The sequence below is a fragment of the Nocardioides cremeus genome (assembly GCF_030518195.1).
Taxonomy (GTDB): Bacteria; Actinomycetota; Actinomycetes; order Propionibacteriales; family Nocardioidaceae; genus Nocardioides; species Nocardioides cremeus.
Genome location: NZ_JAULSC010000016.1, coordinates 84,070 through 104,595, shown reverse-complemented (window position 1 = coordinate 104,595; position 20,526 = coordinate 84,070). Strand labels below are relative to the sequence as shown.

General features: G+C 73.1%; 13 protein-coding genes. 6 read left to right on the top strand and 7 right to left on the bottom strand.

The annotated features are described in order from the left end of the window. Positions 1–241: 241 nt before the first annotated feature. Together QWJ41_RS15200 and QWJ41_RS15195 are read right to left on the bottom strand one after the other, a co-directional pair. Entirely contained in the window at positions 242–1,957 is a 1,716-nt protein-coding gene (locus QWJ41_RS15200) for an aminotransferase class V-fold PLP-dependent enzyme (protein WP_302709249.1), read from the bottom strand. Positions 1,958–2,046: 89 nt separating this feature from the next. Continuing rightward, positions 2,047–3,795: a hypothetical protein gene (locus QWJ41_RS15195; RefSeq protein ID WP_302709248.1), complete on the bottom strand. Its 1,749-nt coding sequence runs from the start codon at positions 3,793–3,795 to the stop codon at positions 2,047–2,049. Between the two features lie 210 nt (positions 3,796–4,005). On the opposite strand from QWJ41_RS15195, the gene pepN reads away from it, so the two are divergent. Together pepN and QWJ41_RS15185 are read left to right on the top strand one after the other, a co-directional pair. After that, positions 4,006–6,504 (top strand): aminopeptidase N, encoded by a 2,499-nt coding sequence (gene pepN, locus QWJ41_RS15190; protein ID WP_302709247.1) that lies wholly within the window; start codon positions 4,006–4,008, stop codon positions 6,502–6,504. A gap of 2 nt (positions 6,505–6,506) precedes the next feature. Further along, a complete protein-coding gene (locus QWJ41_RS15185) occupies positions 6,507–7,340 on the top strand; it encodes a formate dehydrogenase accessory sulfurtransferase FdhD (protein WP_302709246.1) in 834 nt (277 codons plus the stop codon). A 79-nt stretch (positions 7,341–7,419) separates the two neighbouring features. Here the strand turns inward: QWJ41_RS15185 and katG are convergent, their stop codons facing one another. From katG to QWJ41_RS15170, 3 genes are all read right to left on the bottom strand, one after another. Further along, positions 7,420–9,687 carry a catalase/peroxidase HPI gene (gene katG / locus QWJ41_RS15180; protein WP_439117333.1) on the bottom strand — a complete coding sequence of 756 codons (2,268 nt, stop codon included), beginning with the start codon at positions 9,685–9,687 and terminating at the stop codon, positions 7,420–7,422. 52 nt (positions 9,688–9,739) lie between these two features. Further along, positions 9,740–10,141: a Fur family transcriptional regulator gene (locus QWJ41_RS15175; protein ID WP_302709257.1), complete on the bottom strand. Its 402-nt coding sequence runs from the start codon at positions 10,139–10,141 to the stop codon at positions 9,740–9,742. Between the two features lie 165 nt (positions 10,142–10,306). Beyond that, positions 10,307–11,281, bottom strand: a complete 975-nt coding sequence (locus QWJ41_RS15170) for an NAD(P)/FAD-dependent oxidoreductase (protein ID WP_302709244.1) — start codon at positions 11,279–11,281, stop codon at positions 10,307–10,309. Positions 11,282–11,353: 72 nt separating this feature from the next. Here QWJ41_RS15170 and QWJ41_RS15165 point away from each other — a divergent pair, with 72 nt between their 5' ends. Genes QWJ41_RS15165 through QWJ41_RS15150 form a run of 4 tightly spaced genes read left to right on the top strand, consistent with a single transcriptional unit; the run spans position 11,354 to position 18,606 of the window. Beyond that, entirely contained in the window at positions 11,354–12,541 is a 1,188-nt protein-coding gene (locus QWJ41_RS15165) for an exonuclease SbcCD subunit D (RefSeq protein WP_302709243.1), read from the top strand. Beyond that, on the top strand, positions 12,541–15,642 hold the full coding sequence (locus QWJ41_RS15160) for an AAA family ATPase (protein ID WP_302709242.1): 3,102 nt from the start codon (positions 12,541–12,543) through the stop codon (positions 15,640–15,642). The genes QWJ41_RS15165 and QWJ41_RS15160 overlap by 1 nt, the downstream gene beginning before the upstream one ends. Before the next feature lie 10 nt (positions 15,643–15,652). Continuing rightward, positions 15,653–17,191 carry a TldD/PmbA family protein gene (locus QWJ41_RS15155; protein WP_302709241.1) on the top strand — a complete coding sequence of 513 codons (1,539 nt, stop codon included), beginning with the start codon at positions 15,653–15,655 and terminating at the stop codon, positions 17,189–17,191. Beyond that, entirely contained in the window at positions 17,191–18,606 is a 1,416-nt protein-coding gene (locus QWJ41_RS15150; RefSeq protein WP_302709240.1) for a metallopeptidase TldD-related protein, read from the top strand. The genes QWJ41_RS15155 and QWJ41_RS15150 overlap by 1 nt, the downstream gene beginning before the upstream one ends. Positions 18,607–18,704: 98 nt before the next feature. On the opposite strand, the gene QWJ41_RS15145 is transcribed toward QWJ41_RS15150, so the two are convergent. Both QWJ41_RS15145 and QWJ41_RS15140 read right to left on the bottom strand, forming a co-directional pair. After that, positions 18,705–19,952, bottom strand: a complete 1,248-nt coding sequence (locus QWJ41_RS15145) for an MFS transporter (protein ID WP_302709239.1) — start codon at positions 19,950–19,952, stop codon at positions 18,705–18,707. Continuing rightward, positions 19,949–20,500, bottom strand: coding sequence for an ArsR/SmtB family transcription factor (locus QWJ41_RS15140; protein WP_302709238.1), 552 nt, complete (start codon positions 20,498–20,500; stop codon positions 19,949–19,951). The genes QWJ41_RS15145 and QWJ41_RS15140 overlap by 4 nt, the downstream gene beginning before the upstream one ends. Between the last annotated feature and the right edge of the window lie 26 nt (positions 20,501–20,526).

Sequence of the window (20,526 nt, the reverse complement as noted above, 5' to 3'; positions counted from 1 at the left end):
GAAGAACTCAACAACCGCCCCCGCAAACGACTCGCCTACCTCACCCCCGCCGAGGTCTTCGCTAAGTTGCTCGAAGAAGACCACACCAACGGTGTTGCGTCCGCCCCCTGATTCCGCCGTCACTTTCACACCGCCGACCGGTCAGCCGGGCGTTGGCAGCAGCGACGTACGCCGAGCGGTGCGAAAGTGACCGCTGGGTGGTGCGTAAGTGACTGCTGGGTGGTGCGAAAGTGACCGCTCGTCAGGCCAGGCAGGGCCGGGGCAGGTCGAACCAGCGCAGGTGCTCGAAGTCTGCGGAGACCTGCCCCGGGTGCTCGCCGAGGTCGGGCAGGTCCGCTCCCGAGGCTGCTTCGAGCACCTTCCTGGCCTCGCGCAGGTGCTCGGCGAGCATCTCCTCGCCGCCGCGCTCACGGTGCTGCGGCATGTGCGGCACCCCGCCGGCGTACGAGACCTGGCGCAGCGACAGCGGCGGCTCGACGAGCCCGTCGCGGTGGCGCCACAGCCCCGTGGCGACCTCGAAGCGGTAGTCGCCCAGCAGCCGCCACCCGTCGCGGGCGACCATCCGCACCGCCTCGACCAGGTAGTCGACGACGGTGTCGGAGACGAAGTAGTTGAAGTTCACCCGCACCCAGCCGGGCTTGATGCCCTCGCAGCCGTCGGCGATCTCGCGCTCGAACTCGTCGGAGCGCTCGAGGTCGATGCCCAGCAGCCGGTGGCCATAGGGGCCGGCACACGAGCAGCCGCCGCGCGACTGGATGCCGAAGAGGTCGTTGAGCAGCGCGACCACGAAGTTGTGGTGCAGGTAGCGCCCCGACGGCGAGCGCACCACGAACGAGACGATGGAGAGCCGCTGCGCGTCGAGGCTGCCCAGCAGCTCGAGGGCGGGCTCCTCGCGCCAGGCCGCGACCGCGCGGGAGAGGTGGCGCTCCTCCTGCTCGCGGATCGTGTCGGTGCCCACGACCTGCTTGAGCCCGACGACCAGCCCGGCGCGGATCGACTCGATGATGGCGGGGGTGCCGCCCTCCTCGCGGTGCGTGGGGTCGGCCAGGTAGCGGTGGTCGTCGTCGTTGACGTAGGCCACCGTGCCGCCGCCGGGCACGTCGGGCACCCGGTTGGCGAACAGCTCGCGACGCCCCACCAGCACCCCGGGGGTCGAGGGGCCGCCGATGAACTTGTGCGGGGAGAAGAAGACCGCGTCCTTGTAGGACAGCGGCCGGCCCTCGAGCGCGCCCATCTCGATGTCGACGTACGGCGCCGCCGCGGCGAAGTCCCACAGCGACAGCGCGCCGTGCTCGTGGAGCACCTCGGCGATGCCGGCGGTGTCGGAGAGGATGCCGGTCACGTTGCTGGCGGCCGAGAACGACCCGATCAGCAGCGGCCGGTCGGCGTGCTCCTCGAGCCGGCGTCGCAGGAGGTCCTGGTCGATGTGGCCGTCGGTGTCCTCGGCGATGACCACGACGTCGGCGATCGTCTCGCGCCAGGGCACCTCGTTGGAGTGGTGCTCGTAGGGCCCGACGAAGACAACCGGGCGCTGGTCGGCCGGGATGTGGTCGCTGAGGCGGTGCAGGTCGTCGAGGACCGAGGGCACCCGCAGGCCGAGCACGCCGATGAGCTTGGCGATGGCGCCGGTGCTGCCGGAGCCGGCGAAGAGCACCACGCTCGACTCGTCGCCCCCGCACGCCCGGCGGATCGTCTCGCGGGCCTCCTCGCGCAGCCGGGTGGTCTGCAGGCCGGTGCCCGAGGACTCGGTGTGGGTGTTGGCGTAGGCGGGCAGCACCTGCTCGCGCACGAAGTCCTCGATGAAGGACAGCGCCCGGCCCGAGGCGGTGTAGTCGGCGTAGGTGACCCGGCGCGGACCGTAGGGCGTGGCCATCACCTGGTCCTCACCGATCACGGAGGTCCGCACCGTCTCCAGCAGCCGGTCCCGGTCCTCGCGTGCGCACTCCCCTGCTGCCATGGGCCCAGCATAGGAACGGCGGGACGGGACCCGGTGGTCCCGCCCCGCCGTCTCGACGAGCAGCCGATCAGCAGCCGGTCATCGGCAGATCAGCAACCGCGGCAGTCCTCCATCGAGCGCTGCCCGCGGCGTCCGCTGACGACCTGGACGAAGAAGCCCTTGCGGCCCTCCACCACGCCGCTCTGCGGCGCGGTCGGCTGCTCGAGGCGGCCGCCGTTGCGGCGCAGCCGCAGCTCGAAGAGGACCTCGTCGTTGCGCGGAGCGGCCTCGACGGCCTCGACCACCTTGGCCACGGTCTTGGCGCGGTAGAGGTTGGTCCAGGCCCACGCGCCGCCCGTCACCGAGAGGTAGCCCGAGCGGGCCCGGTCGGCGATCCGGGTGCGGAAGGGGACGTGGCTGAGCGTGTCGTCCTCGGCGCGCAGCACCGCGCGCAGCCGCAGCACCTTGCCGGCCTGGGCGACGACGCCCTGGCGACGGTTGCTGACCTTCGTCCACTCGCGGTCCAGGCGCTGCTCGAGACCGACGACCCGCAGGGTGCCGGTCTCGTCGGTGACCACCGAGTCGAGGTCGACCGAGTCGACGCTGGCATCCGAGATGCGCGAGAGCGCCCAGACCAGGTCGCCGATGTCCCACGCGGCGGCCCAGGCGACGTCCCGGTCGTCGACGAACAGGTCGGAGGCGTCGATGGAGAAGGGCGCACCGTCCTCGTCGGTGCCCTGCACGACGATGCCCATCGCCGACGTGCCGCCGACGATGCCGTCGAGCACGCGGTCGTGGTTGGCCAGGTGCTGCGAGAACGCGACCTCGGCGGCCCACTCGGGCACGTGCACGTCGGTGGAGCCCGCGCGCTCGCGGAGCCCGTACTGCACGTCGGAGGTGACCGTCATCGCCTCGGGCAGCGGGCCGAGCACGCCGGTGATGCCGGCCAGGCGGTCGTCGGTGACGGTGCCCACGGCCGGGCTGATGTTGGCGACCTTGAACGGCGCGCCCAGCGACTCGGGCTGCACGAAGAGCGCGTCGGCCGGGTGCAGGCCCAGGCTGGTCGCGCCCAGGAAGCCCATCGGGTGCCCGAATCCGACCACCTGGCCGCCGCACACCGAGGTGACGGTGCCGACGCCGGCGTAGGTGATGTCGCCGTAGGAGAAGGAGGCGCCCATGTTGCCGCCGGCGACCAGGTCGTCGGCGGTGGCGCGCGAGGCGTCGTCGCGCCCGCCGCGCACCGCGGTCATGTCGCCGCCGCGGAAGTAGCGTGCGTCGCGCTCGGCCGCGGCCTCGCGGGCCTGCTGCAGCCGGCTGCCCGAGATGCCGCTGACGCCCACCGGGAGCCGCAGCTGGGAGAAGCCCTCCTGGACCTGGGCCCGCGTCGAGCCGGTCTCGCGGGCGATGTCGCGGGCCTGGGTGCCGTCCACGCGCACCCGGCGGGGCGCCTGGGCGTCGAGGTAGTCGTCCATCTCGCTGAAGGGGGTGACGCCAGCGACCGGCGAGGGGCCCCACGACAGCCCGTAGGCGATCGCGCCGACGAGGTTGCCGTCGGCCGGGTCGCCGACGTAGACGGGCGAGCCCGACATGCCCTGCCAGATGCCTCCGGCCTTCGACATCGCCGAGGAGGCGTCGGGGTCCTCGAAGTCGACGACCAGCATGTCGAGCCCGACGGCGATGCCGTCGTCGATGGTGCCGACGACGGTGCCGGTGAACTCCTGGGGCGTGGTGCCCTTGACCACGCTGAGCGCGGTCAGGGTGTCACCCTCGGCGAGCGTCGAGACGTCGACCGGGGCGGCGCAGTCGTTCGCCGGTGCGGACTGGGCGGGCCCGGAGGAGAGGGCGAGCCCCGAGATCATCAGTCCGACTGCGGCGGTGGTGGACGCCAGGGCCTTTCCCTGGCGAGTGCGTGAACGCTTCATTCGCGTGTGGTTCCTCCCGTGAGGTGGGGGCGAAGAGGACGCCCCGCTGACATGTTGACGCCGCGTACCCCGATTTGGTTGCCCCCGCTCCGCGCCGGTCCCGAACCGTTACCAAAGGTAAAGAGACCGTCCGCCTAGGGTGTGCTGGTGACCCACCAGCACCCCGCCACCGCCGCCCGTGGACTGCAGCGCAGCGAGGCCCTCGCCCGGGCCGAGCTGCTCGAGGTGACGTCGTACGACGTGACGCTCGACCTGGCCTCGTCGGAGGAGACCTTCGCTTCGACCACCCGCCTCGACTTCACCTCGCGCGGGGGGCGGACCTTCGTCGACCTCAAGCCGCGCTCGGTGCGCAGCATCCACCTCAACGGACGGCCCGTCGACGTCGACCTGCTGCAGCGCGGCCGGGTGCCGCTGGAGACCGACGAGGGCCCCAACCAGCTGGTCGTCGACGCGGTGATGGCCTTCCGCAACGACGGCGAGGGCCTGCACCGCTCGGTCGACCCCGCCGACGGGCGGCACTACGTCTACGGCATGTCGTTCATGGACGCCGCGCCCAGCATCTTCGCCTGCTTCGACCAGCCCGACCTCAAGGCGCCCTACACCTTCCACGTGCGCGCCCCCGAGGACTGGGTGGTCGTCGGCAACGCCCCGGGCAGCAACCCCGAGCCCGGCGTGTGGGAGCTCGAGCCCAGCAAGCCGCTGTCGACCTACTTCGTGACCCTGGTGGCCGGGCCCTACCACCTGCTGCGCGACGAGCACGACGGCATCCCACTCGGGCTCTCCTGCCGCCAGTCGATCGCCGCCGACCTCGAGGCCGACGCCGACGAGCTGCTCACGCTGACCAAGCAGTCCTTCGACGAGATGCACCGGCTCTTCGACATCCGCTACCCCTTCGGCGACTACCACCAGGCCTTCGTGCCCGAGTTCAACGCCGGCGCGATGGAGAACCCCGGCTGCGTGACGTTCCGCGACCCGCTGGTCTTCACCAGCCGGGTCACCCGCGGCCAGCGGATCTCGCGCGCCACCACCGTCGCGCACGAGATGGCCCACCAGTGGTTCGGCAACATCACCACGCCGCTGTGGTGGGACGACCTGTGGCTCAACGAGTCCTTCGCCGAGTACATGGGCAACCGGGTCACCGCCGCGGTCACCGAGTACGACGACGCCTGGGTGCAGAACGCCTACGCCCGGCGCCAGTGGGGCCTGCTGGCCGACCAGCGCCCCAGCACCCACCCGGTGGCCGGCAACGGCGAGGACGACGCGACCGCCGCGCTGCAGAACTTCGACGGCATCTCCTACGCCAAGGGCTCCAGCATCCTCAAGCAGCTCAACGCCACGATGGGCGACGAGGTCTTCCTGGCCGGGGTGCGCGACCACCTGCACGGGCACTTCTACGGCAACGCCACCATGCACGACCTGCTCGACAGCTGGACCCGCGCCGGCGCGGTCGACCTCGCCGCGTTCGCCGACAGCTGGCTGGTCACCGCCGGGCCCGACCGGATCTCCCTCGACCGGGGCACCGGCGACGCCCCGGGCGCAGCCCGGCTGCTGCGCACCCCGCCGGCGGACCACCCCGCCGAGCGCTCCCACACGCTGCGTGCCGCCACCCGCGGCCCCGACGACGCCGACTGGCAGGTGCGCGAGCTGGTCGTCGACGCCGCCGAGACGGCGTACGACGTCCGCGCCGGCGAGGCGGTGCTGCTGGACCCCTTCGAGGACACCTGGGCGGTCACCGAGCCCGACCCCGTGACGATGTCGCTGCTGCCCGACCTGGTCGCCTCGACCGACGACCCGATGCTGCGCGCCGGCATGTGGAACTCGGTGCGCAGCGCCTTCCACCACGCCCGCGTGGCCCCCGACGCGGTGCTCGACCTGCTCGAGCCGTGGCTGGTCGGTGAGGACCAGGACGCCGCCGTGCAGTTCACGCTGGGCTGGGTGCTGGCGAAGGTCGTGCCGCTGGCCGCCGACCCCGCCGCCGCGTCGGCGCGGGTGCACGTCGCCGCCCTGGCGGCCGCACGCGCCGCCGAGGCCGGCTCGACCCTGCAGCTGGCCGCCTACCAGGCGGCGGTCTCCTCGTGCGCCTCGACCGAGGTGCTCGAGGGCTGGCTGATGGGTCGCGACCTGCCGCCGGGCGTCGAGCTCGACCTGGCGCTGCGCTGGCGGGTGCTGGTGCGCCTGGCCGTGCTCGGGGCCGTCGACCGGGAGTCGCTCGACGCGCACCTCGAGGCCGAGCCCACCGCGGTCTCGCGGGTGGAGCACACCCGCGCCGTCGCCTCGCTGCCCACGCCCGAGGCCAAGGCCTGGGCCTGGGAGCGCTTCAGCGGCGTTGCCACGGCGCCCAACTACGAGCTCGAGGCGGCCGGTGAGGGCATGTGGCGCGCGGGCCAGGAGGAGCTGCTGGCGCCCTACGTCGAGCGCTACTTCGACGAGCTGCCCGGCACGGCCGAGGTGCACAGCGGCTGGGTGCTCGCCGACGTCGCCGAGGCGTTCTTCCCGCTGAGCAGCCTCGACGAGGCGACCGTGCGCCGGGCCCACGCGCTGCTGGCGCGCGAGGACCTCGACTCCTCGCTGCGACGGCGGGTCGTCGACACCACCGACGAGCTCGAGCACCGCCTCGCGGTGGTCCGGGCCTTCCGGGAGGCCTGAGCATGACCGGTCTCGCCCGCCGCCCCGGCCCCACCGTGCGCACCCGGGTCGAGGAGCACGTCGGCGACCAGGTGCGCCGCCACGAGGACCGCCTGGCCACCGAGGAGCCGCTCGAGGTCCGGCTCACCTGGCCGGGAGCGCCGGCCCGCCGGGTCTGGGTGACCATGCGCACCCCCGGGCACGACTTCGAGCTGGCCGCGGGCTGGGTGCGCCACGAGGGCCTGCTCGGCGCCGGCACCGGGCTGGCCGGCGTGGCCTACTGCACCGACGCCGACCTGACCCGCGAGCAGGAGTTCAACGTGGTCACGGTGGCGCTCGACTCCGCCCCCGCCCGTGAGCCCGGGCACCGCCACGAGGGGCACTCGGCGGGCTCCTCGGCCTGCGGCGTCTGCGGCGCCGACAGCGTGGCCGACGCGCTCTCGGTGACCGCCGCCGAGCCCTGGGCCGGCCCGCTGCCCACACCCGACGTCGTACGCCGCCTGCCCGACCTGGTGCGCGAGGCCCAGCGGGTCTTCGACCGCACCGGCGGCGTGCACGCGGCCGCACTGGCCCGCGCCGACGGCGAGCTGCTGGTGGTGCGCGAGGACATCGGCCGCCACAACGCCGTCGACAAGGTCACCGGCGCCCGGCTGCTCTCGGGCGAGCCGGTCGCCGAGGCCTGCCTGGTCGTCAGCGGTCGGGCCGGCTTCGAGCTGGTGCAGAAGGCGGTCTCGGCCGGCGTCGGCTCGCTGGTCGCCGTCGGCGCGCCCACCTCGCTGTCGGCCCGCCTGGCCGCCGAGCGCGGGCTGGCCCTGTGGGGCTTCGTGCGCGGCCGGCGCGCCGTGCGCTACTGCTGATCCGGCAACGAGGCCCCGGACGCACAGGACCCCCGCCGCCTGCCGGCGACGGGGGTCCTGCAGCTGGTCGTGCTGTGGCTCAGCCGCGGTCGAAGCGGTCGGCCTCCATCACCTTGTCCCAGGCGGCGACGAAGTCGTGCACGAACTTCTCGCGCGCGTCGTCGCTGGCGTAGACCTCGGCGAGGGCCCGCAGCTCGGAGTTCGAGCCGAAGGCCAGGTCGGCGCCGGTGGCGGTCCAGCGGGTCTCGCCGGTCACCGTGTCCTGGATCTCGTAGACGTTCTCGTCGTCGCGCGAGGCCTTCACCTGCTGGCCGGGCGTGAGCAGGTTGACGAAGAAGTCGGTCGAGAGCACACCGGGACGGTCGGTGAGCACGCCGTGGCGCGAACCGCCGACCGTGGCCCCGAGGCTGCGCATGCCGCCGAGCAGCACGGTCAGCTCGGGCGCGGTGAGGTCGAGCATGTAGGCACGGTCGACCATCAGCGCCTCGGCCGGGATCTTCTCGCCGCTGCGCAGGTAGCCGCGGAAGGCGTCGGCGCGGGGCTCGAGGAAGCGGAACGAGTCGGCGTCGGTCTGCTCGGCCGTCGCGTCGGTGCGCCCGGGGCGGAACGGCACGGTGACTTCGACGCCACCCTCGCGGGCGGCCTGCTCCACGGCGGCGACGCCGCCGAGGACGATCAGGTCGGCCAGCGAGATCCGCTTGCCGCCCGACTGGGCGTCGTTGAACTCCTGCTGCACCCGCTCGAGGGTGGACAGGGCGGTCGCGAGCTCCTGGGGCTCGTTGACCTCCCAGTCCTTCTGCGGGGCCAGGCGCAGGCGGGCGCCGTTGGCGCCGCCACGCAGGTCGGTCTTGCGGAACGACGCGGCGGAGGCCCACGCGGTGCTGACGAGCCGCTGCGGGCTCAGGCCCGACTCGAGCAGGGTGCTCTTCAGCGAGGCGATGTCGGCGTCGTCCACGAGCTCGTGGTCGAGCGCCGGCACCGGGTCCTGCCACAGCTGGGCCTCGGGGACCCAGGGCCCGCGCAGCCGCTCGACCGGGCCCATGTCGCGGTGCAGCAGCTTGTACCAGGCGCGCGCGAAGGCGTCGGCGAACTCGTCGAGGTTCTCGTGGAAGCGGCGCGAGATCTTCTCGTACGCCGGGTCCATGCGCAGCGACAGGTCGGTGGTGAGCATCGTGGGCTTGCGCTTCGGGGAGTCCGCGGTCGGGCCGGGGATGATCGCCTCGGCGTCCTTGGCCTCCCACTGCCACGCACCGCCGGGGCTCTTGACGAGCTCCCACTCGTGGCCGAAGAGCATGTCGAAGAAGCCGTTGCTCCACTGGGTCGGCGTGGGCGACCAGGTGACCTCGAGGCCGGAGGTGATCGCGTCGGCGCCCTTGCCGGAGCCGAAGCGGCTGGTCCAGCCCAGGCCCTGCTCGGTGAGCTCGGCGGCCTCGGGCTCGGGGCCGACGTGGTCGTCGGCGACCGCCGCGCCGTGGGTCTTGCCGAAGGTGTGGCCACCGGCGATCAGCGCGACGGTCTCCTCGTCGTTCATCGCCATCCGGCCGAACGTCTCGCGGATGTAGTGCGCGGCCTTCAGCGGGTCGGGCTCGCCCTGCGGGCCCTCGGGGTTGACGTAGATCAGGCCCATCTCGGTGGCGCCCAGGTCCTCGACCATGGTGCCGTCGCCGGTGTAGCGGCCATCGGCCAGCCACTCCTCCTCGGCGCCCCAGAAGACCTCCTCGGGCTCCCACACGTCGGAACGGCCGAACGCGAAGCCGAAGGTCTCGAAGCCCATGTCCTCGAGCGCCACGTTGCCCGCGAGCACGAGCAGGTCGGCCCACGACACCTTCTGGCCGTACTTCTGCTTGACCGGCCACAGCAGGCGGCGGGCCTTGTCGAGGTTCGCGTTGTCGGGCCAGGAGTTGAGGGGGGCGTAGCGCTGCATGCCCTGCCCGGCGCCGCCGCGGCCGTCGAAGAGCCGGTAGGTGCCGGCGGCGTGCCAGCTCAGCCGGATCATCAGGCCGCCGTAGTGGCCGAAGTCGGCCGGCCACCAGTCCTGGGAGGTGCGCAGCACGTCGACGACGTCGGACTTCAGCGCGTCCACGTCGAGGTTCTCGAGCTCGCGGTCGTAGTCGAAGTCCGGACCGAGCGGGTCGCCCTTCGAGGAGTGCACGCGCAGCGGGGACAGGTCGAGGCGGTTGGGCCACCAGTCCTGGTTGCTGCGCGGGGTGACGCCCTCGCGGGGGGTCGGGCCCGGGATGCCCGGGTTCTCGCTCTCGGTGCCACCGTGCTTCTGGGTGGCGCTCTCCTCGGCCGCGCCGCTCACGGGGCAACGCTCCTGGTCGTTGGTCATTGACTGCCTTTCCATACGGGTGCGCGCTCTGACAGGTGGTGGTTCGGGTGGTGGTTCAGGTGGTGGTTCAGGGTCGTGCGGTGGTGCAGGCGGGGCAGGTGCCCCAATAGACGACCTCGGCCTCGTCGATGTCGAAGCCGTGGTGCTCGCTGGCGTCGAGGCAGGGCGCCTCGCCGACGGCGCAGGCGACGTCGACGATCGCGCCGCAGCCGCGGCACACCAGGTGGTGGTGGTTGTCGCCGACACGGGTCTCGTAGCGGGCCACGGTGCCGGCGGGCTGGATGCGGCGCACCAGCCCGGCGGTGGTGAGCGCCCGCAGCACGTCGTAGACCGCCTGGTGCGAGACCTCGCCCAGGTCGGCGCGCACGCTGCGCAGGATCGTGTCGGTGTCGCTGTGCGGACGTTCCTGCACGGCGGTGAGCACCGCGACACGGGGGCGGGTCACGCGCAACGAGGCAGCACGCAGCATCGCCTCGAAGGTGCCGGCGCCCGTGCCGGCAGGCACGTCCTCGGACAGAGGCGCGGCGTCGCTGGTCGTCATGGCCCCCACTATGCCCGACTTGTCTGGAATGGTTCAAGACAAGATCCGTGGCGGCGTGTCGCGCTGCGCTCAGGACTCAGCTCAGAACTCGGCTCAGCCCAGCCGGCGCACCAGCTCGCGGCCCAGGTCCCGACCGCTGAGCCAGGCCCCCTCGACGCGCGGCCTGGCCGACCAGGCGTCGCCGCACACGCCGAGCAGGTCGTCGGTCAGCAGGTACGTCGCGTGCTCGCGGCCGCGGGCCGGGCGCGCCAGGCTCCACCGGTGCACGTGGGTCTGCACCGGCTGCTGCGCCGCCCCGACCAGGCGGCCCAGCGCCTCCACCAGCGCGGGCCCGGCAGCGGCCGGGTCGTCGAGGTGCCGGCCCGCCAGCCCGGGCGTGGAGTGGGCGACCAGCACCGGCGCGTCGTCACCGCGCCGCCGTCCGTCGTCGGCGATCCACGACAGCGCCGGGTCGTCGTTGACGAAGGCGCCGTGCGGCAGGTCGCGCCAGCAGCGCTCGGCGTACGTCGCGGTGAGCGCCAGCACCGGCTCGAAGTCCACGTCCAGCGCCGTGTGCACGCTCGGGTGCGTGGCGGGGTCGAGCAGCCGGGCCGCCTGGGGGTCGGGCATGGCGAGCACGACAGCGCCCGCCGGCTGCCCGTCGACCTCGAGGCCGCCGTCACCGCCGCGGGCGACCCGGCCCACCTCGTGGCCGGCCACGACGTCGAGCCCGTCGGCGAGTGCCTCGACCAGGGTCCGGATGCCGCCCGGGGTGCCCCAGCGCACCGGCCCCTGCTTGCTCTCGGGCTCGGCGCCGGGCGTGAGGGCGGTGAACGTGTCGGTCCAGGGCCGGGCCAGCCCGGCGGCGCGCCACTGCTCGACGACGGCGGCGAAGTCGTCGTCGCCCACCGTCAGGTACGACGCGCCGATGTCGGCCGGGCGGCCGTCGAAGCGGCGGCTGGCCATCCGCCCGCCGAGGCGCCGTCCGCGGTCGAGCAGGCGCACGCCCACCCCCGCGTCCCGCAGCTCGCGGGCACACGCCACGCCACTGATCCCGGCACCCACCACGACGACCCGGTCCTGTCCCATGTGACCAGCCTGCCAGCGCCCCCGCGGCGTGGGACCACCTCGTTGTCGGTGGCCCCTCCTAGCGTCTGGGGCATGCGCATCCTGCACACCTCCGACTGGCACCTGGGCCGGTCCTTCCACCGTGAGGGGATGCTCACGCACCAGGCCACCTACCTCGACCACCTGCTCGAGGTCGTCGAGAGCGAGCAGGTCGACGCGGTCCTGGTCGCCGGCGACGTCTACGACCGGGCCCTGCCCCAGGTCGACGCCGTCCGCCTGGCCGACGAGACGCTGTCGCGGCTCGCCGCGTCGCGCGCCCGGGTCGTGATCAGCAGCGGCAACCACGACTCCGCGCGCCGGCTGGGCTTCAGCTCGAGGCTGATCGACGCGGCGGGCGTCCACCTGCGCACCGACCCGGGCGGCGTCGGCACCCCGGTGCTGCTCGGCGACGAGCACGGCGAGGTCGCGGTGCACGCACTGCCCTACCTCGACCCCGACGCGGTGCGCGAGCCGTGGGGCCTGGGTGCGCGCTCCCACCAGGCGGCGCTCGGCGAGGCGATGCGTCGCGTGCGCGCCGACCTGGCCACCCGGCCCCGGGCACGCTCGGTGGTGATGGCGCACGCGTTCGTGGGTGGCTCCGTCGACGCGGTGCGTCCCAGCGACTCCGAGCGCGACATCAGCGTCGGCGGCGTCTCGCTGGTGCCGACCTCGCTCTTCGAGGGCGTCGACTACACCGCGCTGGGCCACCTGCACGGGCGCCACGTGCTCTCCGAGACCGTGCGCTACTCCGGCTCCCCGCTGGCCTACTCCTTCTCCGAGGCCACGCACCTCAAGGGGTCCTGGCTGATCGACCTGGGCCCCGACGGCGTCCGCGACACCGAGTTCGTCGAGGCCCCGGTGCCGCGCCCGCTGGCCCGCCTGCGCGGCACGATCGAGGAGCTGCTGTCCGACCCGGCGCTCGAGCGCCACGAGCGCTCCTGGGTGCAGGTGAGCCTCACCGACGCCGAGCGCCCGGTGCAGGCGATGGACCGGCTGCGCCGCCGCTTCCCGCACACCATGGTGCTCTCCTTCGAGGGCCGGGTCCCCGGCCTCGGCGCCCTCCCGGCGCGCCCGAGCACCGGTCGCAGCGACCACGACGTGGTCGCCGACTTCGTGCGCACCGTGCGCGGCACCGGCCCCAGTGACGACGAGAGCGCGCTGCTGCGCGAGGCCGTCGAGTCGTGCTGCGAGGACTCCACCGCCGACCCGGTCACGCGGTCCCGAGAGAGCGAGGCCGGCTGATGCGCCTGCACCGCCTCGAGGTCACCGCCTTCGGGCCGTTCCCCGCCACCGTCGAGGTCGACCTCGACCGGCTCAGCGAGAGCGGGCTGTTCCTGCTCACCGGCCCCACCGGCGCCGGCAAGACCAGCGTGCTCGACGCCGTGTGCTTCGCGCTCTACGGCGACGTGCCGGGTGAGCGCTCGAGCGCCAAGCGCCTGCGCTGCGACCAGGCCGCCCCCGGGGTGGCCCCGCGTGTCGAGCTCGAGCTGACCGTCTCCGGCCGGCGCTTCCGGCTGGTCCGCTCGCCGGCCTGGGAGCGGCCCAAGAAGCGCGGCACCGGCACCACCACCGAGCCCGCCCACGTGGTGCTGGCCGAGCGCCGCGACGAGCAGTGGGAGACCCTGTCGACGCGACTCGACGAGACCGGCTACCTCGTCGGTGACCTGCTGGGCATGAACCTGGTCCAGTTCACCCAGGTGGCCCTGCTCCCCCAGGGCCGGTTCCAGGCCTTTCTGCGCGCACGCTCCGACGAGCGCCACCGGCTGCTCCAGCAGCTCTTCCGCACCGGTCGCTTCGAGCAGGTGGAGGCCTGGCTCAAGGAGCGCCGGGTGCGGTTGCGGCGCTGCTCCGACGAGGTCGAGGAGCAGGTCGCCGACCTCACCAGCAGGCTCAGCGAGGCTGCCCGCGCCGACCTCCCCGGCGCCTGCGGTGACGAGGCGGCAGACCTGGCTCCTCAGCTGGGGCTGCTGGCCGACGACGGCAGCCTGCAGGCGTGGGCCGACCACCTCACCGCCTCGACCGCGCAGGCCCTGACCGGCCGCAAGGTCGACCTCGAGCGGGCCGCCGCCGCCGAGCACGAGGCCGCGCGGGTCCTCGACCTGGCCCGCGAGCGCATCGCGCTGCACGAGCGCCGCAGCGGTGCGCTCGCCGAGCAGCGCGCACTCGTCGACGCGGCGCCACGCCAGCAGGCCGACCTCGAGCGGCTCGCCGGCGCCCGCCGCGCAGCCGTGGTGGTGCCGCTGGCCCGGCTGGCCAGACGCGCCGACGAGCGGGTCGGCTCGGCCGCCTCGCGCGTCGACGCCTGCGAGAGGGCGGCGAGGCTCACGTGGGGCGACGAGCACCCTCTCGACGACCGTGTCGCCCTGGCCGCGACCCACGAGGAGGCCCGCGCCACCCTCAGCACGCTCGAGGCGGTGCGCCCGCGCCTGCGCCGCCTCCACGACACCGCGCTGCGTCTCGACGACCTGCGCGACCGCCACGAGCGCGACCTGCACCAGGTCGACGAGCTCGAGGCCGAGCTGGCCCGCCTGCCCGCCGCCGTCCACGAGGCGCGCGAGCAGCATGCCGACCTGCTCGCCCGGGCCGAGCGCAGCGACGGGCTCGCAGACCGGCTCGAAGTCGTGCAGGCACGCATCGACGCCCACGACCAGGTCACCACGCTGACCGCCGCGGCCGAGCAGGCCCGGCTCGAGTGGCTCGCGGCCCGCGAGGCGGCCGCTCAGGCCCACGAGCACCTGCTCGGCGTCCGCGAGGCCCGCATCGAGGCGATGGCCGCCGAGCTCGCCGGCGCACTGGCCGTCGGCGGCTGCTGCCCCGTCTGCGGCTCCGCCGAGCACCCCGCCAAGGCGGTCGCCGCGCCGGGCGCGGCCGACGCGGGCGCCGAGCGTGCCGCCCAGCGCGACCTCGACGACGCCAAGACCCACGAGCACCTGCTCGACGGCCGCCACCGCGACCTGCTCACCCGCCTCGAGGTCGAGCGCGCGCGCACCGGCGGGCAGGGCCGCGCCGAGCTCCTCGACGAGTCCGCCCGGCTGCGCGCCGAGCTCACCGAGGCCGAGTCGGCACGCGCCGCCCGGAGCACCGCCGCCGAGCGGCTCACCGCCCTCGAGCAGTCGCTGGCCGACACCACACGACGCCACACCGCCCTGCTGGCCGACCGGGCCGGCCGCGAGGCCGCGATCGCGGCGCTGGACCAGGAGGTCACGGCGACCCGCGCCGAGGTCCGCGACGTGCTGGTCGGCGCCGGGGCCGAGACCGACAGCGACGAGGCCGACGACGCCGACGAGCTGCACCGGCGGCTCGAGTCGCTGGTCGAGCACCACCGCGCGCGGTCCCGCGCCGCCGAGGGGCTGGCCACCGCCCTCGACGCGCTCGGCGCGGCGCGGCAGGCAGCCGACGAGGCCCACCACGCGGCGGAGCAGGCCGCTCAGCAGCAGGCCTTCGCCGACGTCGCGGCCGCGGAGGCGGCGTACGCCGACGAGGCGGAGGTGCGTGCCCTCGAGCAGCGCACCGGCGAGCACCAGCGCCGTCTCGACCGGGTCGAGCAGGTGCTGGCCGAGGTGGCCCGCCGGCTCGACGAGCTGCCGGACGGGCCGGCCCCCTCCTCTGCCGACCCCGACCCGGAGCTCCTGCCCGGCCTGCAGGCGGCGCACCAGGCCGCGCGACGCCACGCCGAGGAGGTCGGTGCCGAGGTCGCCACGCTCGCCGCCCGCCACGAGCGGCTCGACGGCCTGGCCGCCGGACTGGCCGAGCGGCTGCGGGCCTGGGCCCCGCTGCGCGCCGACCTGGCGCTGGCGACCCGGCTGGGCACGTTCGTCGAGGGCCGTTCGGCCGACAACCACCTGCAGATGCGCCTGTCCGCCTACGTCCTGGCCTACCGGCTCTCGCAGGTGGTGGCGGCCGCCAACGAGCGCCTGGCCCGCATGTCCGAGCACCGCTACAGCCTCGAGCACACCGCCCAGCGCGGGGCCGGCGAGACCCGGGGCGGGCTGAGCCTGCGGGTGCGCGACGACTGGTCCGGCGAGGCCCGCGACCCCGCCACCCTCTCGGGCGGCGAGACCTTCGTGGTCTCCCTCGCCCTGGCGCTGGGCCTGGCCGACGTCATCACCGCCGAGGCCGGTGGCGCCGAGCTCGACACGCTCTTCGTCGACGAGGGCTTCGGGTCCCTCGACGCCGAGACCCTCGAGGACGTGATGGACGTGCTCGACTCGCTGCGCGAGGGCGGCCGGGTGGTGGGCGTGGTCAGCCACGTCGCCGAGATGCGCGACCGGATCCCCACCCAGCTGCGGGTGCACAAGTCGCGCGCCGGGTCGAGCCTCGTGGTCGCGGCGGCCGGTCTGTAGGTTCACCTCCATGAGCGGACCCCGCCTCGACCCGACCTTCCAGGCTCTGCCGCACCGCCGCCTCGGCGAGGTCGCCCTGGCCCGGGCCGCCGAGCTCGGCGTGAGCCACGCCGACTTCCGCTTCGAGCGGGTGCGCTACCAGGACCTCACTGCTCGCGACGGCGTGCTGCAGGCCGCCGACGACTCCGTCGACGTGGGCTTCGCCGTGCGGGTCGTCCACCGCGGCGCGTGGGGCTTCGCCTCCGGGGTGCTGCTCACCGACCACGAGGCCCGCAGGGTCGCCGAGCAGGCCGTCGCGGTGGCCGAGGTCGCCGCGGCCATGACCAGCACCCCCGTCGAGCTCGCGCCCGAGCCGACGTATGACGACGTCACCTGGATCTCCGAGCACGAGGTCGACCCGATCGACGTACCGACCGCCGAGAAGGCCGAGGTGCTCGTCGGCTGGACCCGACGCCTGCGCGAGCACCCCGGCGTCGAGCACGCCTCGTCGTTCCTCAGCGCGGTGCGCGAGAACAAGTACTACGCCGACCTGCACGGCACCCGCACCACCCAGCAGCGGGTCCGGCTGCAGCCGGGCTTCGAGGCGATGGGCTCGCGCGGCGACCTCTTCGACTCCATGGCCTCCCTCGCGCCCCCGGTGGGCAGGGGCTGGGAGTACGTCGTGGGCTCGCCCGGGGTCGCCTGGGACTTCGACGCCGAGGTGGACGAGGTGCCCGACCTGCTGGCCGAGAAGCTGGCGGCACCGAGCGTCGAGGCGGGTCGCTACGACCTCGTGGTGCACCCCTCGAACCTGTGGCTGACGATCCACGAGTCGATCGGCCACGCCACCGAGCTCGACCGGGCGCTGGGCTACGAGGCCAACTACGCCGGCACCTCCTTCGCCACCTACGACCAGCTCGGCTCGCTGCGCTACGGCTCGCCGGTGATGCACGTGACCGGTGACCGCACCACGCCGCACGGGCTGGCCACGGTCGGCTACGACGACGAGGGGGTCGCGGCGCAGTCGTGGGACATCGTCTTTGGGGGCGTGCTCGTGGGCTACCAGCTCGACCGCTCGATGGCCGCGATGAAGCCCGAGCTGGCCGGCCCCGACCACCCGCAGGGCCGCTCCAACGGCTGCGCGTACGCCGACTCCCCCGGCCACGTGCCGATCCAGCGGATGGCCAACGTGTCGCTGCAGCCCGCCCCCGACGGCCCGAGCACCGAAGAGCTGATCAGCAGGGTCGAGCGCGGCATCTACGTGGTGGGCGACCGGTCGTGGTCGATCGACATGCAGCGCTTCAACTTCCAGTTCACCGGGCAGCGCTTCCACCGCATCGTCGACGGCGAGCTCGCCGGCCAGGTGCGCGACGTGGCCTACCAGGCCACCACGACCGACTTCTGGGGCTCGCTCGAGGCGGTCGGCGGCCCGCAGACCTACGTCGTGGGCGGCGCCTTCAACTGCGGCAAGGCCCAGCCCGGCCAGGTCGCCTCGGTCAGCCACGGCTGCCCGACCTCGCTCTTCCGCGACGTGCGGATCCTCAACACCACCGAGGAGGCGGGTCACTGATGACCTCCCCGACCCACGCCGGCCACACCGCCACTCCGCAGTCGCTCGTCGAGCAGGGCCTCGCCGCGAGCGTGGCCGACGACTGCGTCGTGCTCGTGCGCGACACCACCAGCGCCAACCTGCGCTGGGCCAACAACACCCTGACCACCAACGGCGTCGCCCACGGGGTGCAGGTCAGTGTCGTCTCGTTCGTGCGCGGACCCGAGGGGGTGGGCACCGGCACGGTGTCCTCGACCGCGACCACCCAGGCGCAGGTCACCGAGCTGGTGCGCGCGGCCGACGCCGCGGCCCGCAGCGCCGACCCGGCCGAGGACGCCGCCGAGCTGGTGCGCGACCGCGTCTCGCCCGACTGGGAGGAGGCACCGGTGACCACCGACGTGCACACCTACTCGGCCTTCGCGCCCGCGCTCGGCGAGGCCTTCGGACGTGCTCGCGCCGAGGCCCGGGTGCTCTACGGCTTCATCAGCCACGAGATCGCCACCACCTACCTGGGCTCGACGACCGGGTTGCGGCTGCGCCACGTCCAGCCCACCGGGCACTACGGCTGCACCGGCAAGGACGCCGCCCTCACGCAGAGCGCCTGGGTCGGCGGTGCCACCCGCGACGTGAGCGACGTCGACGCGCTCGCCATGGACGCCGCCGTCGCCGAGCGGCTCGGCTGGGGTGCCCGCGGGCGCCACGACCTGCCCGCGGGTCGCTACGACACGATCCTCCCACCGTCCTCGGTCGCCGACCTCCTGGTCTCGACCTACTGGGCCGCCGGGGCACGGGTGGCCCACGAGGGCCAGTCGGTCTTCAGCGGCCGCGGCGGCGGCACCCGCATCGGCGAGCAGGTGGCCTCCTCGGGGGTGCACCTCTACTCCGATCCCGCCCACCCGGGCCTGGAGTGCGCGCCCTTCGTGACCGCCACCGCCTCCTCCAACGAGACCTCGGTCTTCGACAACGGGCTCGGCCTGGCGCGCACCGACTGGATCCGCGACGGCCGGCTCGAGGCGCTGGCGCAGACCCGGCACTCCGCCCGGCTCACCGACCAGCCGGTGACGCCGTACGTCGACAACCTGGTGCTCGAGGTCGACGGCGGCGCCGGACGCCTCGACGACCTCGTCGCCGGCACCGAGCGCGGCCTGCTGCTGACCTGCCTGTGGTACATCCGCGAGGTCGACCCGCAGTCCCTGCTGCTCACCGGCCTGACCCGCGACGGGGTCTACCTGGTCGAGGACGGCGAGGTGCGCGGCCTGGTCAACAACTTCCGCTTCAACGAGAGCCCGGTCGACCTGCTGCAGCGCTTCTCGGCGGCCTCGGCCACGGTGCCCAGCTTCAGCCGCGAGTGGGGCGACGACTACTTCAGCCGCACCGCCACCCCGGCGCTGCGGGTGCCCGACTTCAACATGTCGAGCGTGTCGCAGGCCCTGTAACTGGATGTGTCCCTATCGAGACCGAAGCGCACTCATCTGCCGATGAGCGGGCGTGCGAATTGAGGTGCACCGCGTGACCCGGGAGTGGCCTGAGCGGGTCACACCGCTGCGTGGGGGGTGACAGGAGTTGGTTCTTGTCGGTTCATCTCCCGGAACGACGGCACGACGGTCGGGGCCATGGTGGTGGCGAGGTACGCGATCCCAGCGATGGCCAGAGCAGGTGAAAGGCCGAAGCCTCCGATGAGCGCCGCTCCGACCAACCCTCCGAGGGGCATCAGCGCGTAAGCCATGGAGGTGGAGAGAGAGGAGACGCGACCCACCAGAGCGTTCGGGATTCGTTCGTAGAAGACTGCGCCGAGGATGGGGTTGAGGAACCCTGAGGCGACTCCACTGACCACCATAATCATCAGGATGGACCACAGCGGGGAGTCGGCGGCCATCACCAGGAAGCGTGGAAGCCCGCAAATCAGGTACGCGAGAATGTAGGTGCGAAAGCGGGGCAGGCGGTGACCCCATGCCGAGGCGATGAGTGCTCCTACGACGGAACTCCCAGCAAAGACCGCGAAAATCATGCCGAGGAGTCCGACGCCGTTACCGGACTCGACGGCCCACACGGGCGCTAGGACCGCCGACCAGGCGAGGTCAAGAAGGTTCGTGACTGCGATCATCAGTGAGAGGCCGAGTAGGACTGGCTCGCGACGAAGGAACGACCACCCTTCGCGAAGTGACTGCCAGTACCGGGCTGGTGACTCGTGAGGGTCTTCCGCATGGTCAGGTCGGGGCAGGCCGCACGTCGCCCATGCCAAGATCGCGCCTCCTACTAGGAACGAGCCGGCATTTGCGACCAAGGCGGTTGCTGGCCCTACTGCGACCACCAGCGCACCGGCGAGGGCGAAGCCGACCATGCCTGCACCGCGTTCGACTGCCGTCGCGAGGCCGGTCGCCCGTTCCATAGGCACTTGGGCCGCTGCGACGATCACCGGAGTCAGTGAGTCTTTCGCTGCGTCTCCGGGCCCGCGAAGTGCGCCTGCTACCGCGACGAGTGCGAGCAAGAGCGGGAACGACAGCCAGCCGAGCGCATGCAGCAGGGGAACGAGGCCGACCGCACCAAAACTACCGACGTCGCAGGCGATGGCTACCCGTCGCGCGCCGAGGCGGTCGATGACCGGCCCGCCGAGGACCTTCGCCACTACCAAGGGGAGCATCTCGGCGAAGGCGACTAGTCCAGTTTGGGTGGCGGACCCGGTCGTGGTCAGGACGAACCATGGGATGGCGATCATTGAGATTCTGGTGCCGGTGAGCGATACGGCGTCCGACAGAAGCCATCCGTACAGGGGGCGCTTCACTCTTCGAGGCCCTGCCCTGTCCGGGGGAAGGCACCCAACTGAATGGTGTACGTCGCCTGCGCGTCTGGGTCTTCGGGCGTGTTCTCAATGACCTCGATGAGGGCTTCGAGGAGGCGGCGTGCGGAGTTGGGGGTGAGGCGCAGAGGCCAATCACTCAGCGTGACGGCTTCGTTCCAGTCACTCGGAAGAAAGGGACGCTCGGCTGCCGCCTGTGCCAGCATCTCGCCGTACATGAGTGCGACCGTCTGGAGGTACCCCGCCTCGGCTTCTTGGTCGACGTCGCGAGCGCTCATCACAGTCGACTCGTGAACGGCACGCCACCATCGGTCACGAGCGTTGCCTCGATCTACCGCTTCCTCGATGAAGCCGTGCTCCGCGAGTTGACGCAGATGGTAGGAGGTGGCGCCCGTGTTGAGTCCCAGGATGCTGGCCAACGACGTTGCCGTGGCAGGTCCCTCGCTTCGCAGCAACCCCAACATGCGCAAACGAACGGGATGGCTTAGTGCTCTAAGTCCGGCGGAGTTGGGGGTGATTGAGGAACGCTGCATGAGCCGACCCTACAACTGCAAAGACG